Here is a 13,604-nt window from a genome sequence, read left to right on the forward strand (position 1 = left end):
ATCGTGGGCGGCGCTGGTCTATCTCGGCCTGTTCAGCCAGTTCATCGGCTTCTTCTTCTGGAATGCCGGGCTGGCGCTGGGCGGCATCGCGCGGGTGGGGCAGATGCAACTGCTCCAGACCTTCGTGACGGTGGGCCTCGCCTGGCCCATCAACGGCGAGCGGCCCGATGCCGAGACCCTGCTGTTCGCGCTCGCGGTGGCGCTGGTGGTGGCCATCGCCCAGCGGGTGGGGCGGCGGAGGCCGGCTCCCGCCGCCGATCCGATCCCCTGACGGCCGCACGAACGAAAACGGCCCTCCGGAGAGGGCCGTTCACGGTCTTTCAGGATGCGCAGGCGCGTTCAGGCCGCCTTGCTGCGGGCGGTGATGAGCTTGCGGTTCACCAGCACCTCGGCGATCTGCACCGCGTTGAGGGCCGCGCCCTTGCGCAGGTTGTCGGACACGCACCAGAAGTTGATGGCGTTGTCCACGGTCGGATCATCGCGCAGGCGGGAGATGAAAGTGGCGTCCTCGCCGGCGGCCTCGTGCGGGGTGGCGTAGCCGCCTGGCTCGCGGGTGTCGATGACGAGGATGCCCGGCGCCTCGCGCAGGATCTTGCGCGCGTCCTCGGCGGACAGCTCCTTCTCGAACTCGACGTTCACCGATTCCGAATGGGAGATGAACACCGGCACGCGCACGCAGGTGGCCGTCAGCTTGATCTTCGGATCGAGGATCTTCTTGGTCTCGGCCACCATCTTCCACTCTTCCTTGGTCGAGCCGTCGTCGAGGAAGACGTCGATCTGGGGAATGAGGTTGAAGGCGATGCGCTTGGGGAACTTCTTCGGCTCCACCGGATCGGACACGAAGATGGCCCGGGTCTGGGTGAACAGCTCGTCCATGGCATCCTTGCCGGCGCCGGAGACGGACTGGTAGGTGGAGACCACCACGCGCTTGATGGTGGCGGCGTCGTGCAGCGGCTTCAGGGCCACCACCAGCTGCGCCGTGGAGCAGTTGGGATTGGCGATGATGTTCTTCTTGGTGAAGCCGACGATGGCGTCCGCATTCACCTCCGGCACGATCAGCGGCACGTCCGGATCCATGCGCCACTGGGACGAATTGTCGATGACGACGCAGCCCTGCGCGCCGATCTTCGGCGACCATTCCTTGGACACGGCCCCGCCCGCCGACATCAGGCAGATGTCGGTGTCGGAGAAGTCGTAGGTTTCGAGCGCCTTCACCTTGAGGGTTTTGTCACCGAAGGAGACTTCCACGCCCTGCGAGCGGCGCGACGCAAGCGCCACCACCTCGTCCGCGGGAAAGCCCCGCTCGGCGAGGATCGAGAGGATCTCCCGGCCCACGTTGCCCGTGGCGCCGACGACGGCGACCTTGTAACCCATGATAGTCCTCGGAATCTGCCGGCCCTGATGGCCGGAACGGGGGTTTTAGGCCGAACGGCACGCGCTTGCAAATTTGAAGATGGCGCGGGTGCGCCAACGCGAGCCGACGGCGGACTGTTGCGCCAGCGCAACGCGCAGGGCGCCACGCTCGCGGAACATCCCCGGATGGCCCCGCGTTTCCTTGCACCAGGGCCGAGAGTGTCCTAATTCAGGCAGGGGCGGCGGTTATGCCGTTTCGGGAGGTTGTCATGCGTGTCGCGCCGTACTTCACCATCGCCGCGGCGTTCCGGCTGGCGCTCGCGGTGACGTCCGCCGTTGCGCTGACGGGCGTCGCCTCTGTCGTTTCGGCGGATGACGCTTCGGCGCAGACCACCGTCAAGAAGCGCAGCCGCATCGAGATCACCCGCCGCTCCTATCTGGACGCCGGCACCGTGGTGAAGCCCGGCTCCAAGTCCTATCTGGACTACGCCCTGCCGCCGGGCTGGTTCTACCCGACCTATGATGGCGGCGGCGCGTCCGGCACCGGTCCCATCAGCGGCATCCGTTCGCCGCTGCCGAGCCGGTTCGAGCTGCCGGGCTACTGATCCGGCGAAAAGACGGGTGGAAGAGGGCCGCAGGGACGCGGCCCTTTTTTGTGCCGGAAAAATACATACACTTCGTGTGAGATATTTTTTCTCCCGCAGCGGAATGACATCCAGATCGCGCCGCGCCATAACGACCCTTCGATCGCGGCGGTGCCGCATCATGGAGCGTGCCCGGCGCGTTCTCCCCCAAGCCAGATAGCCAACAGGGCCGTGTTCATGCCCCGCCTTCGTTTCGCGTTTCCGGCCGGGGCCGGCCGGGCCCGGCGCAGCGTCATTCCCGGCTTCCGCCTCTCCCTGGGGCTGACGCTGCTCTACCTCGCCCTGATCGTGATGCTGCCCATCGGCGCGTTGCTGCTCAAGGCGGCGGACGTGGGGTTCTGGGGCTATATCGCCATCATCACCTCGCCGCGCACGCTGGCGTCGTTCCAGATCACCATCGCCACCGCGGCCGTGGCGGCCCTGTTCAATGCGGTCTACGGCCTGGGCCTTGCCTGGGTGCTGGTGCGCTACGAGTTTCCCGGCAAGCGCCTGCTGGACGCCATGGTGGACGTGCCCTTCGCCTTGCCCACGGCGGTGGCGGGCCTCGCGCTCACCACGCTGTTTGCGAAGAACGGCTGGTTCGGCGCGCCGCTGGCGCAATGGGGCATCCAGGTGGCCTATGCGCCGGCGGGCATCGTCTGCGCCATGGCCTTCACCTCCATCCCCTTCGTGGTGCGCACGGTGCAGCCGGTGCTGGAGGACATGGAGCCGGAGCTGGAGGAGGCGGCGGCGACGCTTGGCGCCTCCGACCTCACCACCTTCCGGAAGGTGATCTTCCCCACCTTGTTCCCCGCCTTCCTCGCTGGAACCTCCCTCGCCTTCGCCCGCTCGCTGGGGGAGTTCGGCGCGGTGGTGTTCATCGCCGGCAACCAGCCGTTCCGCACCGAGATCGTGGCGCTGCTCACCTTCATCCGGCTGGAGGAATATGACTATGCGGCGGCCGCGGCCATCGCGGTGACCATGCTGGGGCTCGCCTTCCTCATGCTGCTGGTGGTCAACGCGGTGCAGGCCTGGCACCAGCGCAGCGCGCTGGGGGAGGGCTGAGATGGCGGCTCCGGTCAACCGCAACCGCCACCGCGTGGGCGATGGGGCGCGCACGCGGGCGGTGCTGCTCACCCTGGTGCTCGCCACCACGGCGGTGGCCCTCATCGCGCCGCTCGCGGTGATCTTCTCCGAGGCGTTCGCGCGCGGCTTCGGAGCCTATGCCGAGGCGCTGGCGCGGCCGGATACGCTGCACGCCATCGGCCTCACCCTCATCACCGCCCTCGTCTGCGTGCCGGTGAATGTCGGCTTCGGCATCGCTGCGGCCTGGGCGGTGACCAAGTTCAGCTTCCCCGGCCGCAACCTGCTGCTGGCGGTGGTAGAGCTGCCCTTCTCCATCTCGCCCATCGTGGCCGGCGTCGCCTATCTGTTCGTCTATGGCGGGCAGGGGCTGTTCGGTCCGTTCCTGCAGGCCCACGACATCAGAATCGTGTTCGCGCTGCCAGCCATCATCCTCGCCAGCCTGTTCGTGACCGCGCCGTTCGTGGTGCGCGAGCTGGTGCCGTTGATGATGGCGCAGGGGCGCGACGAGGAAGAGGCGGCGGTGAGCCTGGGCGCCAACGGCTTCGACGTGCTGCGGCTGGTCACCCTGCCCAATGTGCGCTTCGCCTTGCTCTATGGCGCGGCCCTGTGCAACGCGCGGGTGATGGGCGAGTTCGGCGCGGTCTCGGTGGTGTCGGGCAACATCCGCGGGCAGACCTCGACCCTCGCCCTGCAGATCGAGCTTCTCTACCAGGACAGCCACGTCATTGCCGCCTTCGCCGCCGCGACGGTTCTGGCGGGCGTGGCGCTGTTCACGCTGGTGGCGAAATATCTCATCGAGCGCGCCGAGCGGGCGCGCGGAGAGCGGGCCCCGGCCCGGCGGCCGGGGCATTGATGCACCCGTTGGACTGGACCGGGTGCCGCCGACCTCAGCCCCGCGGGGCCGGCAGGCCGAGGGCGGTGGAGGAGGGCTGCTGGGCGGGCGTCACCCGCTTCAGCTCGCGCCGGGCTTCGCGCGCCGCGCGGCGGAAGCGGCCCTGCCGCGCCCACACCACGATGCCGCCGGCCAGCACGCCCAGGATCAGCGCGGCGAACACCAGCGCGAACAAAGGCAGCGTCACCGAGAGCGCGGGCGCATCCGGCGAGAACGGGTCGAGGGACAGGGTGACGGACTTGCGGTTCGCCACGGCGAGGGCCACCGCCACGATGGAGAGCGGCAGGCCGATGAGGAGGGAGAGGATGCGGCCCACGGGCGCCTACTTTCCAGTGTTGAGACGCTCGCGCATCTCCTTGCCGGTCTTGAAATAGGGAACGGTTTTCTCGCTCACGTCCACCTGCTTGCCAGTGCGCGGGTTGCGGCCCACGCGGGCGTCGCGCTTCTTCACCGAGAAGGCGCCGAAGCCGCGCAGTTCCACCCGGTCGCCGCGCTCCAGGGCGGAGGCCACCTGCTCCAGGATGGCGTTGACGATGTTCTCCACATCCCGCTGGTAAAGGTGCGGGTTGGCCTCGGCAATCTTCTGGACGAGTTCGGACTTGATCATGGTGGCCGCATTTCCCTTGAGAACGATCCGCTGGGTTCGGCGGACAGGCTGCCTTCCGGCGACGGATTGCCGTGTTTATTGCAGGAGCTTCAAGCCTTTGTCACCCGTCGGTGCGAGGGTGCCAGAGGGCCAGTAGACCGTCAAGCTGGGCGCGCTCCAAGGCGCCGCGGGCGGTCTGGGCGAGGAACTCGGCCGCCTGGGGGAAACCCAGTGCCGCTACCACGCCGCGCGCCGCGCCGAGCAGCCAGCCGAACTCGTCGCCCACCTCCCGCGTGCGCCAGCTGCGCACCCGGAGGTTTTCCGGCACGCCTTTTTCCCGGGCAAGCCAGGCCCGGGCGGTGCGTTCGTCGCCCAGTTCGTCCACCAGCTGAAGGTCGAGCCCCTGGTGGCCGGTGAAGACCCGCCCGTCCGTCACGGTGGCGAGCTTGTCGTCGGAGAGCTTGCGGCGCTCGCCCACCAGGCCCTTGAACCAGGCGTAGCTGTCCTTCACCAGCGAATCCACCGCCGCCCGCGCTTCCGGCGTGGTGGGGGTGTAGGGATTGGGCGAAGCCTTGAGCGGCGAGGACTTGATGTCCTCCATGGTCACGCCCACGGTCTTCAGCAGCTCGGTGACGTTGGGATACTGGTAGATGACGCCCACCGAGCCCACCAGCGCGTTGCGCCGGGCCACGATGTGGTCGGCGCCCAGCGCCGCGATATAGGCCCCCGACGCGGCGATGCCTTCCACCACCGCCACCACCGGCTTCTTCTCGGCGAGGCGGCGCAGGGCGTCGAACACTTGCTCGGAGCCGGTGACGGTGCCGCCGGGGCTGTCGATGGACAAGATCACCGCCCGCGCCCGCGAGCGGCCGATCTCCTCCAGCAGCTCGACCCGTGCGCGGTCGTTGCGGATGATGCCGCCGATGGTCACCCGCGCCACGTGGGGGGATGAGGCCGAGACGCCGTCGCCCGCCACGGAAGCCACGCCCACCGCAAGGGCGGCGACGGCGGCGAGCACGCCCAGCGTGCGCCAGAAAGTGACCTTCCGCCGCAGGCGGCGGCGTTCGACGATCTGGTCCGCGTCGAGCGACATGACTTAAGCTCCTTCAGGGCACACCGGCCGCCAAAGGCGGACAGGACCGACGGGCCGCACTTAAGCAGGTGGCCCGGGGTTGGCAAGGCACTCGTAGGCACCGCACTCGTAGGGACGGCACTCTTAGGCAAGGCACTCCTGGTCAAGGCACACCCTGGAGCCACTGCCGGAACCCCGCATTCGAAAAGCGGTTCCCGCGGCGTCGCGTCCCGTCCGCAGCCGGGCGCATTCACCAGCGGTCGCCGGCCGGTGCGCCGCGCCATTCGGCCACGCGCCGCCTAGTGGCGGGCGAAAGGTCCTCCGGCAGGGCGTCGGGCGCAAAGAACTCGGCGGCGATGATCTCCAGGTTGCGCTCCGGCCGTGGACCCACGATAAGCCCGGACGTGTGGAACAGCACCACATGGTCGCGCCCGCCCACGCGGGGATTGAAGAAGACGCCGGCCAAAGCGAGCGGCCCGTCGGCCTCCACGTTGGTCTCTTCCTTCAGTTCGCGCCGCGCCGCGTCCTCCGCGCTCTCGCCCACGTCGACGCCGCCCCCCGGCAGGTGCCAGCCCGCCACATAGGAATGCCGCACCAGCAGCACCCGCTGCGCATCGTCCACGGCGAGCACGCGCACCCCGAGCGTCATGCCGTGACGCAGGCGCCGGAGGAAGTGGAAGAGCGGAAGCATGATCGAAGCATAGCCGAAGCCGGCTCAGTTCGCCTCGCGATTCGCACGCGGCATGCGGGCAGGCTTGCGCGGTATAACGGGGCCTATCCGGCCGCCGCCGCCCGAACCGCCAGTTCCGCCGCCTCGATGGCCTCGGCGCGCTGGAAGGCGGGGCGGGCGGTGCAACGCGCCACATAGGCCGCCACCCGCGGCGTGGGCGTGACCACCTTGAGCAGGTTAATGGCGTACCACAGGTCCATGGCCAGCATGATGTCGGCGGCCGAAAAGGCTTCGCCGAGCAGATAGGGGCCGTCCTTGAGCCCTTCTTCCACCACCTCCATGACGAGGTCGAAGCTGCCCCAGCCGGCGGCGCTCTTGGGCAGTTCGATGCCCTTCATCTTCTGCAGGAAGGCCGGCTCCATGCAGCCGGCGGAAAAGAACATCCAGTAGAGGTAGCGCGCCCGCAGCGGATCGCCCACGGGCGGGGCGAGGTTCGCCGCCGGGACCCGTTCGGCCACACAGGCGCAGATGGCGCCGCTCTCGGCGAGGTGAGCATCGCCGTCGCTCAGCGCCGGCACCTTGCCCATGGGATTGATGCGCCGGAAGGCGGGAGCGTCCTGCGCGCCATCGCGTATATCCACCAGCTCCCGCTCGTAGGGCGCTCCGGCCTCCTCCATCAGCCAGAGAATGCGGAAAGCCCGCGTGTGCGGCGCCCAATAGAGCTTCATGTAAGTCTTCCCCCGGTGATTAGACCGGAACATATAGGGAACAGATGCGGGTGTCGAGTCCGCCCGCGGGGCCTTGCGATCCCGGCTCAGGCATGGATAATACCAGAACGGCCTGGGGTGCCACGCATCATGCGCGGCTGAGATCACACCCATCGAACCTGTCTGGGTCATTCCAGCGTAGGGAGACGCCGATGAGCGCCAGCTTGTCGACCTTTACGTCCAGTTCTTCTTCAGCCGGCTCGGGAGCTTTCGGCCAGACGGCAGTGCGGCCGCGGGTGGCCGTTGCCGGCGGCGGGGTCATCGGCCTTGCCCTCGCATGGCGTCTTGCGCAGGCGGGTTGCCCGGTGGATGTCTTCGAGGCGGGGGAGACCGGCCAGGGCGCCAGCCGCGCCGCCGCCGGCATGCTCGCCGCCTGTGCCGAGGCGGAGCCGGGGGAGGAGGGCCTGCTCGCCCTCAATCGCGCCAGCCAGCTCCTGTGGCCGGCGTTTGCCGCCGCGCTGGAGCAGGCGGCGGGTTCACCGGTGGACCTGCGCACGGAAGGCACCCTCACCATCGCCCTCACCGCCGACGACCTCGCGCGGCTGCGGCACCTGTTCGCCCTCCAGCAGTCCCTCGGCCTGCCGGTGGAATGGCTCACGGCGGCGCAGGTGCGGCGGCGCGAGCCCTATCTCTCGCCCCGGCTCGCCGGCGGCATCCTCACCCTTGAGGACCACCAGGTGGACAACCGCAAGGTGGCCACCGCCCTCAAGGTGGCGGCGCTGAAGGCCGGCGTGCGCATCCACGAGCACACGTCCGTCTCGCGGGTGGAGACTGTCGGCGGCCGCGTCACCGGCCTGGTGGCGGGCGATACGCTCCACGCGGCCGACGTGGCGGTGCTGGCCGCCGGGGCCTGGAGCCGGGGCATCGACATCGCCCCCGCCGCGCCGCTGCCGGTGCGGCCCATCAAGGGCCAGATGCTGGCCCTGCGCATGGACCCCGCCGCCCCCATCCTCTCCCATGTGCTGTGGGCGCCCGGTGCCTATCTGGTGCCGCGCCACGATGGCCGGCTCATCATCGGCGCCACCACCGAGGAAAAGGGCTTCGACACCGACCTCACCGCCGGCGGCCAGCTGGCGCTGCTCACCAATGCGTGGCGCGCTTTGCCGACCCTGGAGGAGCTGACCATCATCGAGCAATGGGTCGGTTTCCGCCCCGGCAGCCGGGACGATGCCCCCATCCTCGGCCCGAGCGCGGAGGTGGACGGCCTGATATATGCCACCGGCCACCACCGCAACGGCATCCTGCTGTTGCCGGTGACCACGCAGGTCATCGCCGATTGTGTGCTGTCGGGCCGCATGGCGGACGTGGCGGCGCCGTTCGGCGCAGCGCGCTTCGCCCCGCGCGCGGCGGCGGAGTGAGCACGATGGCGCTTGCCCTGAAGGTGAACGGAACGCCCGAGGACCACGCGGTGTTAACCGTGGCCGACCTGCTGCGCGCCAAGGGCCTCGATCCCGAGCGCAAGGGCATCGCGGTGGCGGTGAACGGCGCCGTGGTGCCACGCCGCACCTGGGGCGAGGCGGCGCTTTCAGCCGGCGACGCGGTGGAAATCATCGAGGCCAAGCAGGGCGGCTGACCGCCTCGACCGCCTGGCCCTAACAAACGGGCGCCCCCTGCCGGCGCCGGGAAACATCATCATGAACGCCAATTCCTCCCCTCCCGCGGACCCGCTCGTCATCGCCGGGCGCAGCTTTTCCTCGCGCCTGTTCCTCGGCACGGCGGGTTATCCCAACCAGAAGGTGTTTCTCGATGCGCTGGAGGCGTCGGGATCGCAGATGGCCACCGCCTCCATCCGCCGCATCAGCCTTGCCGGCTACGAGGAGAGCCTGACCGACCTGCTCTCCGGCCGCGTCCACATCCTGCCCAACACCGCCGGTTGCCAGACCGCAAAGGATGCGGTGCTCACCGCCGAGCTGGCCCGCGAGGCGCTGGAGACGGACTGGGTGAAGCTGGAGGTGATCGGCGACCGCGAGCTGCTCTATCCCAATGTGGAGGAGCTGCTGAAGGCCACCGAGGAACTGGTGTCGCGCGGCTTCGTGGTGCTGCCCTATTGCAACGACGATCCCGTCACCTGCCAGAAGCTGGCCGATCTCGGCGCCGCCACCGTGATGCCGCTGGGCTCCATGATCGGCACCGGCCTCGGCATCGCCAACCCGCACATGATCGAGCTGATCTGCGCCCGCTCGCCGGTGCCCGTGGTGCTGGATGCCGGCATCGGCACCGCCTCCGACGCGGCTTTGGCCATGGAGCTGGGCTGCTCCGCTGTGCTGCTCAACACGGCGGTGTCGAAGGCGCATGATCCGGTGCGCATGGCCGCCGCCTTCCGTTATGCCGTGGAGGGCGGGCGCCTCGCCCGCCTGTCGGGCCGCATTCCGAAGAAGCTGCATGCGGAGGCCTCCAGCCCCGAGTTCGGGCTGGTGGGGAGCTGAGCTATGGTCACCGACTATCGCGATTATTATGATATTGAGCACCGCCTTTTCCCGAGGATACACGATGCTTTCAAGGCCGGTGATAATATAGACCCCATCGATTTTTATGCAATTCTCGTCTGGAAGGCGAATAGGGCGAAGACCTATCATCGTGATAGAATTGAGCGTATTATGGAATCTAAATCTATTTACATGTCAGCTGACAAAATTATAAATCAACTGAGATTAGCTCTGGATGATAAAAGTAGGCTTTCGATTTTGATAGATAATTGGAAATTTTATCTCCCTACAGCGACTGCTATCCTGTCTGTATTTTATCCGGACGATTTCACGATCTATGATCGCCGGGTTTGCAGAGAGGTTGGTCTTTCTTACGATTTGGACAAGAAGTGTGGCCTTAAAGAGGAGTTGTGGTCTTCCTATCAGGCTTTCAAAACTAAAGTTATGGCTGCCGTTCCTGGCGCGGTCTCGCTTCGCGACGCTGACAGAGTACTTTGGGGCCGATCGGCTCTGAAGGACCACATGGCGGATCTGGCTCTTCCTGATCCGCGCATCATGCTTATCACTGATAGGAAAGAAATCATCAAGGAGCAGCTTAGCAGAGTCGTGTGCAAGGCGTATGATGCTGGCTGTCGCTGGATAAGTCTTAGAGAAAAAGATCTTCCGGAGGCGAGACAGATAGATTTGTTCGTGGATTTGCGGGCGGCGTTGCCAAAAAATAGAGATTTACTCCTGTCCATCCATGGGTCCGCTCAGCTTGCGAAGGATGTCGGGGCCGATGGAGTTCATCTTCCTGACGGTAGCGATGTCTCGGAAGCGCGTCAGATTCTGGGAGAAGGTGTTCTTATTGGTCTTTCCGTGCATACCGAAGCTCAGGCGCAGGACATTGATGACAATATTGTCGATTATATTACTGTGAGCCCGGTCTTCAAGACGGAGTCCAAGCCCGATACACGTGACCCTTTCGGACCAAAAGGTTTGCTCCAGTTTGTCGCCGCCTCTCCGGTTCCGGTGATCGCCCTTGCGGGCATCGCGCCCGCCAACGCCTGCTCCTGCCGCGACGCCGGGGCCGCGGGCCTCGCGGTCATGGGCTCGGTGATGCGGGCGGATGATCCGGCGGCTGAATTTTCGGCGCTCCTTGCGGCGTGGAGCAGCAAGGCCCCCGAGTCTGAGCGCGCCTGATCCCGACGAGGCCTTGCATGCGCGGGCCAAAAGCTGAACCCTGCCCAAAACGGGGGAGGCGGGCATGGGGCAGCACTCGGGGCAGGATTCGGCGCAGGCACCGGCGGATGTGATCGTGGTCGGCGCCGGCCCGGTGGGGCTCACGCTGGCGGCGGAACTGGCGCGGCACAAGGTGCGCTGCCGCATCCTGGAGAAGGCCGCCGCCCCCTCCATCTTCTGCCGCGCGCTGGGCGTCACGCCCCGGACCCTGGAAGTCTATGAGGACATGGGCGTCGTCCGCGCCATGATCGACGCCGGTCTCTGGCTCGGCGGGCTCGCCCTGGCCGTGGACGGGGCGCCAGCGCGGACCATCGCCACCGATCTCTGCGACCTGCCCTATGGCGCTCTTGGCATCCCCCAGCCCGTGACCGAGCGCATCCTGGCGGACCATCTCGCCGGCTTCGGCATCGCCGTGGAACGGGGCGTCGCGGTGAACGGCCTGGTGCAGGCGGGGGAGAGGGTGCGGCTCGACCTCGCCGGGCCGGACGGGCGGGAGGATGTCGCCCATGCCCGCTTCGTGGTGGGCTGCGACGGCGCCCACAGCTTCGTGCGCCATGCCCTCGGCATCCCGTTCGAGGGCGATGCCTTTCCCTATCCCTTCATGCTGGGCGACGTGCATCTCGCCTTCCCGGGCGACCTGAAGCCGGCGCGCGGCATCGCCCTGCGCCTCATGCGCCTGCGCGAGGATACGGCGCCCGACCTGTTCATCGCCATCCCGCTGCCGGAGCACGGGCGCTACCGGGTCTCCATGCTGGCGCCGGAGAGCCTTGCCGCTTCAGGGTCGGGCGAGGCCCACGGCATCCAGTCCGAGCGGCCGGGGCCGTCGCTGGCGGACCTCCAGGAGGTGGCCGATCGCATCGCGCCGGGGCAGATCGTCGCCAGCGACCTGCGCTGGTCGTCCCAGTTCCGCATCTCCATGCGGCTGGCGGCGCGCTATCGCGACGGTCAGGTGTTCCTGGTGGGGGATGCCTGCCACATCCATCCGCCCACCGGCGGGCAGGGGATGAACACCGGCATCCAGGACGCCTACAACCTCGCCTGGAAGCTGGCGCTGGCAATGCGGGGCAAGGCGCCCGCGGCGCTCCTCGACAGCTACGAGGCCGAGCGCCGGCCGGTGGCCGAAGACGTGATCGCCCGCACCGTCGCCGAAAGCATGAACATCGGCGGCTCGGGCGGCGCCCGTGACCGGCTGGCCGATACCCAGATCCGGCTGTCCTATGCCGGCCTTGCCGGCGCGGCGCTGGCGGGCGGCGCCGCCGTGCCCGAAGGGCTGCCCGGCGACCGGTTCCCGGTGGCCGGGGACCGGGCGCCAGACGCCCAGGGCCTGAGGCGGCGGGGTGTCGGGGCGCCGCTTCGGATGTTCGATCTGCTGCGTGGCACGGATTTCGTGGCGGTGGTGGCCGTTGACGGGACGCGGGATGCGCTTGCGGCCATGGAGGCCCTCGGGGCGCGGCTGGCCGGTAGCAACCTGCCGGTGCGGGTGGTGGCGGTGGCGCCGGCGGGGGCCAGCCTTCCCGATCCCCATGGGGTGAGCCTCGTGGAGGATGAGGCGGGGTCCTGTGCCGCCGCCTACGGTCTGCGCGCGGGCGCGGCCGTTCTGGTGCGTCCGGATGGCTATCTCGCCTGGCGGGGACATGCGGGCGAGGCGGATGTCGCACTGCGTCAGGTGGTGGGAGCGGAGTAGGTTAACCCCGGGATCTGCAGTGTAGGGGTGGTGGTATTCGGCAGGGTGCATGGGGATCGAGGCCAAACGTTCGAGCCGAATTTGCCGATGAAATGGCGACACCACTGTTTCCATCCCTGCAGCTCATGGTCTAGCTTTCGGCCACCGATGCAATTCGGATGTCGTAAGGGGGGAACGTCATGGCCGTTACACGCCGCACTTTGCTTGCGGGCCTCGTCTCGTGCCCGGTTTGCGCCAGCACCGCGCTCGCGGCCGGTGCGCACTGGTCCTATGAGGGCCACGGCGGCCCGCAGGAATGGGGTTCGCTGGAAAGCGGCTTCCAGGCCTGCGCGGTGGGCAGCCAGCAGTCGCCCATCAATCTGGAAGGGGCGGTGCAGGCCGCGGGCGCGGGGCCGACGCTGGCCTGGAAGCCCGACGCCTTCAGAATCGTCAACAACGGGCACGCCATCCAGGCCGACGTGGTGGGGGACGCCGGAACGGCCACCATGGGCGGCAAGACCTACAGCCTGCGCCAGTTCCACTTCCACGCGCCGAGCGAGCATGCCCTGAACGGGGAGCGCATCGCCATGGAGGCGCATTTCGTCCATGAGGCGCCCGATGGCAATCTGCTCGTGGTGGGCGTGTTCATGAAGGCCGGCAAGGCCAATGCCGGCTTCGCGGAGGTGATGAAGGCGGCGCCCACGACGGAAGGCGCCACGCCGCTCAAGGCGTCGCTCGACGCCACGGCATTCCTGCCGGCGCAGCGGGCCACCTATCGCTACGAAGGCTCGCTGACCACGCCGCCCTGTTCCGAGGTGGTGGACTGGAACGTCTTCGCAACGCCCATCGAGGTGAGCGAGGCCGACATTGCCGCCTTCCGCGCCATCTTCCCCATGAATGCCCGGCCGCTGCAGGCGGTGAACCGGCGCTTCCTGCTGCGGATCGATTGAGGGCGACGGGCGACGAGCTTGCCTCCGCCCATTGGTACGAGCCCACGCCGCGCCGGTCTCCGGCTGTTGCCGGAACCCGTCCTGAGAGCCGCAAACCGGGCCCGCCCGGGTTGCGGAGCGGCGTCCTCTCGGCGTCGGTCGACCGCCGGTGCCGTGGATGCGACGGCTTAGAGCGGTAGCCGATCATATTGGATCATATCCAGCGGCTTCGAATAAGTTCCGGCACTCCTGCGGCGTGAAGAGATCTGCGATACGTCCGATGGCTGCCCACAGGCCTTCGACGGTGCGCTCGGCA

16 protein-coding genes, 1 pseudogene and 1 riboswitch are annotated in these 13,604 nt (G+C 67.9%); of the genes and pseudogenes, 10 read left to right on the forward strand and 7 right to left on the reverse strand.

From position 1 onward, the window contains the following. A partial coding sequence (locus K9U41_RS17875; RefSeq protein ID WP_282642229.1) for an EamA family transporter occupies positions 1 to 271 on the forward strand: 271 nt, incomplete at its 5' end. Between the two features lie 68 nt (positions 272 to 339). Here the strand turns inward: K9U41_RS17875 and K9U41_RS17880 are convergent. Next, complete coding sequence (locus K9U41_RS17880; protein WP_282642230.1) at positions 340 to 1,374, reverse strand: aspartate-semialdehyde dehydrogenase; 1,035 nt, start codon at positions 1,372 to 1,374, stop codon at positions 340 to 342. A gap of 248 nt (positions 1,375 to 1,622) precedes the next feature. On the opposite strand from K9U41_RS17880, the gene K9U41_RS17885 reads away from it, so the two are divergent. The 3 genes from K9U41_RS17885 (at position 1,623) to cysW (ending at position 3,915) form a co-directional block, all read left to right on the forward strand. After that, a complete protein-coding gene (locus K9U41_RS17885; protein WP_282642231.1) occupies positions 1,623 to 1,958 on the forward strand; it encodes a hypothetical protein in 336 nt (111 codons plus the stop codon). Between the two features lie 216 nt (positions 1,959 to 2,174). Further along, complete coding sequence (gene cysT / locus K9U41_RS17890) at positions 2,175 to 3,041, forward strand: sulfate ABC transporter permease subunit CysT (RefSeq protein WP_282642232.1); 867 nt, start codon at positions 2,175 to 2,177, stop codon at positions 3,039 to 3,041. A 1-nt stretch (position 3,042) separates the two neighbouring features. Then, on the forward strand, positions 3,043 to 3,915 hold the full coding sequence (gene cysW / locus K9U41_RS17895) for a sulfate ABC transporter permease subunit CysW (RefSeq protein ID WP_282642233.1): 873 nt from the start codon (positions 3,043 to 3,045) through the stop codon (positions 3,913 to 3,915). A gap of 34 nt (positions 3,916 to 3,949) precedes the next feature. On the opposite strand, the gene K9U41_RS17900 is transcribed toward cysW, so the two are convergent. The 5 genes from K9U41_RS17900 to K9U41_RS17920 all read right to left on the reverse strand — a co-directional run bounded on the left by K9U41_RS17900 (position 3,950) and on the right by K9U41_RS17920 (position 7,010). Next, positions 3,950 to 4,270: a lipopolysaccharide assembly protein LapA domain-containing protein gene (locus K9U41_RS17900; protein WP_282642234.1), complete on the reverse strand. Its 321-nt coding sequence runs from the start codon at positions 4,268 to 4,270 to the stop codon at positions 3,950 to 3,952. Positions 4,271 to 4,276: 6 nt separating this feature from the next. After that, complete coding sequence (gene ihfB, locus K9U41_RS17905; RefSeq protein WP_012114247.1) at positions 4,277 to 4,561, reverse strand: integration host factor subunit beta; 285 nt, start codon at positions 4,559 to 4,561, stop codon at positions 4,277 to 4,279. A 100-nt stretch (positions 4,562 to 4,661) separates the two neighbouring features. Continuing rightward, entirely contained in the window at positions 4,662 to 5,633 is a 972-nt protein-coding gene (sppA, locus tag K9U41_RS17910; protein ID WP_282642235.1) for a signal peptide peptidase SppA, read from the reverse strand. 229 nt (positions 5,634 to 5,862) lie between these two features. Further along, a complete protein-coding gene (locus K9U41_RS17915; protein ID WP_282642236.1) occupies positions 5,863 to 6,303 on the reverse strand; it encodes an NUDIX domain-containing protein in 441 nt (146 codons plus the stop codon). A gap of 83 nt (positions 6,304 to 6,386) precedes the next feature. After that, a complete protein-coding gene (locus tag K9U41_RS17920) occupies positions 6,387 to 7,010 on the reverse strand; it encodes a glutathione S-transferase family protein (RefSeq protein WP_282642237.1) in 624 nt (207 codons plus the stop codon). A 103-nt stretch (positions 7,011 to 7,113) separates the two neighbouring features. After that, positions 7,114 to 7,213: riboswitch (TPP riboswitch) on the forward strand. Here K9U41_RS17920 and thiO point away from each other — a divergent pair. The 6 genes from thiO to K9U41_RS17950 all read left to right on the forward strand — a co-directional run bounded on the left by thiO (position 7,202) and on the right by K9U41_RS17950 (position 13,309). Next, positions 7,202 to 8,407 (forward strand): glycine oxidase ThiO, encoded by a 1,206-nt coding sequence (gene thiO / locus K9U41_RS17925; protein ID WP_282642238.1) that lies wholly within the window; start codon positions 7,202 to 7,204, stop codon positions 8,405 to 8,407. Its footprint overlaps the riboswitch before it by 12 nt. A gap of 5 nt (positions 8,408 to 8,412) precedes the next feature. Then, on the forward strand, positions 8,413 to 8,622 hold the full coding sequence (thiS, locus tag K9U41_RS17930; RefSeq protein WP_282642239.1) for a sulfur carrier protein ThiS: 210 nt from the start codon (positions 8,413 to 8,415) through the stop codon (positions 8,620 to 8,622). 61 nt (positions 8,623 to 8,683) lie between these two features. Continuing rightward, positions 8,684 to 9,475: a thiazole synthase gene (locus tag K9U41_RS17935; protein ID WP_282642240.1), complete on the forward strand. Its 792-nt coding sequence runs from the start codon at positions 8,684 to 8,686 to the stop codon at positions 9,473 to 9,475. Positions 9,476 to 9,478: 3 nt separating this feature from the next. Next, positions 9,479 to 10,657 carry a thiamine phosphate synthase gene (locus K9U41_RS17940; RefSeq protein WP_282642241.1) on the forward strand — a complete coding sequence of 393 codons (1,179 nt, stop codon included), beginning with the start codon at positions 9,479 to 9,481 and terminating at the stop codon, positions 10,655 to 10,657. A 64-nt stretch (positions 10,658 to 10,721) separates the two neighbouring features. Continuing rightward, positions 10,722 to 12,380, forward strand: a complete 1,659-nt coding sequence (locus K9U41_RS17945; protein WP_282642242.1) for an FAD-dependent monooxygenase — start codon at positions 10,722 to 10,724, stop codon at positions 12,378 to 12,380. Between the two features lie 179 nt (positions 12,381 to 12,559). Further along, positions 12,560 to 13,309: a carbonic anhydrase gene (locus K9U41_RS17950; RefSeq protein WP_282642243.1), complete on the forward strand. Its 750-nt coding sequence runs from the start codon at positions 12,560 to 12,562 to the stop codon at positions 13,307 to 13,309. 183 nt (positions 13,310 to 13,492) lie between these two features. On the opposite strand, the pseudogene K9U41_RS17955 reads toward K9U41_RS17950, so the two are convergent. Further along, positions 13,493 to 13,604: pseudogene (locus K9U41_RS17955) on the reverse strand (IS630 family transposase); the annotation flags it as partial.

The organism is Xanthobacter autotrophicus (assembly GCF_029991245.1).
GTDB lineage: Bacteria > Pseudomonadota > Alphaproteobacteria > Rhizobiales > Xanthobacteraceae > Xanthobacter > Xanthobacter autotrophicus_C.

Bases quoted from the DNA above. Each gene is read 5' to 3' on its own strand.
- K9U41_RS17880 (WP_282642230.1), bottom strand. From the start codon at position 1,374: ATGGGTTACAAGGTCGCCGTCGTCGGCGCCACGGGCAACGTGGGCCGG.
- K9U41_RS17885 (WP_282642231.1), top strand. From the start codon at position 1,623: ATGCGTGTCGCGCCGTACTTCACCATCGCCGCGGCGTTCCGGCTGGCG.
- cysT (WP_282642232.1), top strand. From the start codon at position 2,175: ATGCCCCGCCTTCGTTTCGCGTTTCCGGCCGGGGCCGGCCGGGCCCGG.
- cysW (WP_282642233.1), top strand. From the start codon at position 3,043: ATGGCGGCTCCGGTCAACCGCAACCGCCACCGCGTGGGCGATGGGGCG.
- ihfB (WP_012114247.1), bottom strand. From the start codon at position 4,561: ATGATCAAGTCCGAACTCGTCCAGAAGATTGCCGAGGCCAACCCGCAC.
- sppA (WP_282642235.1), bottom strand. From the start codon at position 5,633: ATGTCGCTCGACGCGGACCAGATCGTCGAACGCCGCCGCCTGCGGCGG.
- K9U41_RS17915 (WP_282642236.1), bottom strand. From the start codon at position 6,303: ATGCTTCCGCTCTTCCACTTCCTCCGGCGCCTGCGTCACGGCATGACG.
- K9U41_RS17920 (WP_282642237.1), bottom strand. From the start codon at position 7,010: ATGAAGCTCTATTGGGCGCCGCACACGCGGGCTTTCCGCATTCTCTGG.
- thiO (WP_282642238.1), top strand. From the start codon at position 7,202: ATGAGCGCCAGCTTGTCGACCTTTACGTCCAGTTCTTCTTCAGCCGGC.
- thiS (WP_282642239.1), top strand. From the start codon at position 8,413: ATGGCGCTTGCCCTGAAGGTGAACGGAACGCCCGAGGACCACGCGGTG.
- K9U41_RS17935 (WP_282642240.1), top strand. From the start codon at position 8,684: ATGAACGCCAATTCCTCCCCTCCCGCGGACCCGCTCGTCATCGCCGGG.
- K9U41_RS17940 (WP_282642241.1), top strand. From the start codon at position 9,479: ATGGTCACCGACTATCGCGATTATTATGATATTGAGCACCGCCTTTTC.
- K9U41_RS17945 (WP_282642242.1), top strand. From the start codon at position 10,722: ATGGGGCAGCACTCGGGGCAGGATTCGGCGCAGGCACCGGCGGATGTG.
- K9U41_RS17950 (WP_282642243.1), top strand. From the start codon at position 12,560: ATGGCCGTTACACGCCGCACTTTGCTTGCGGGCCTCGTCTCGTGCCCG.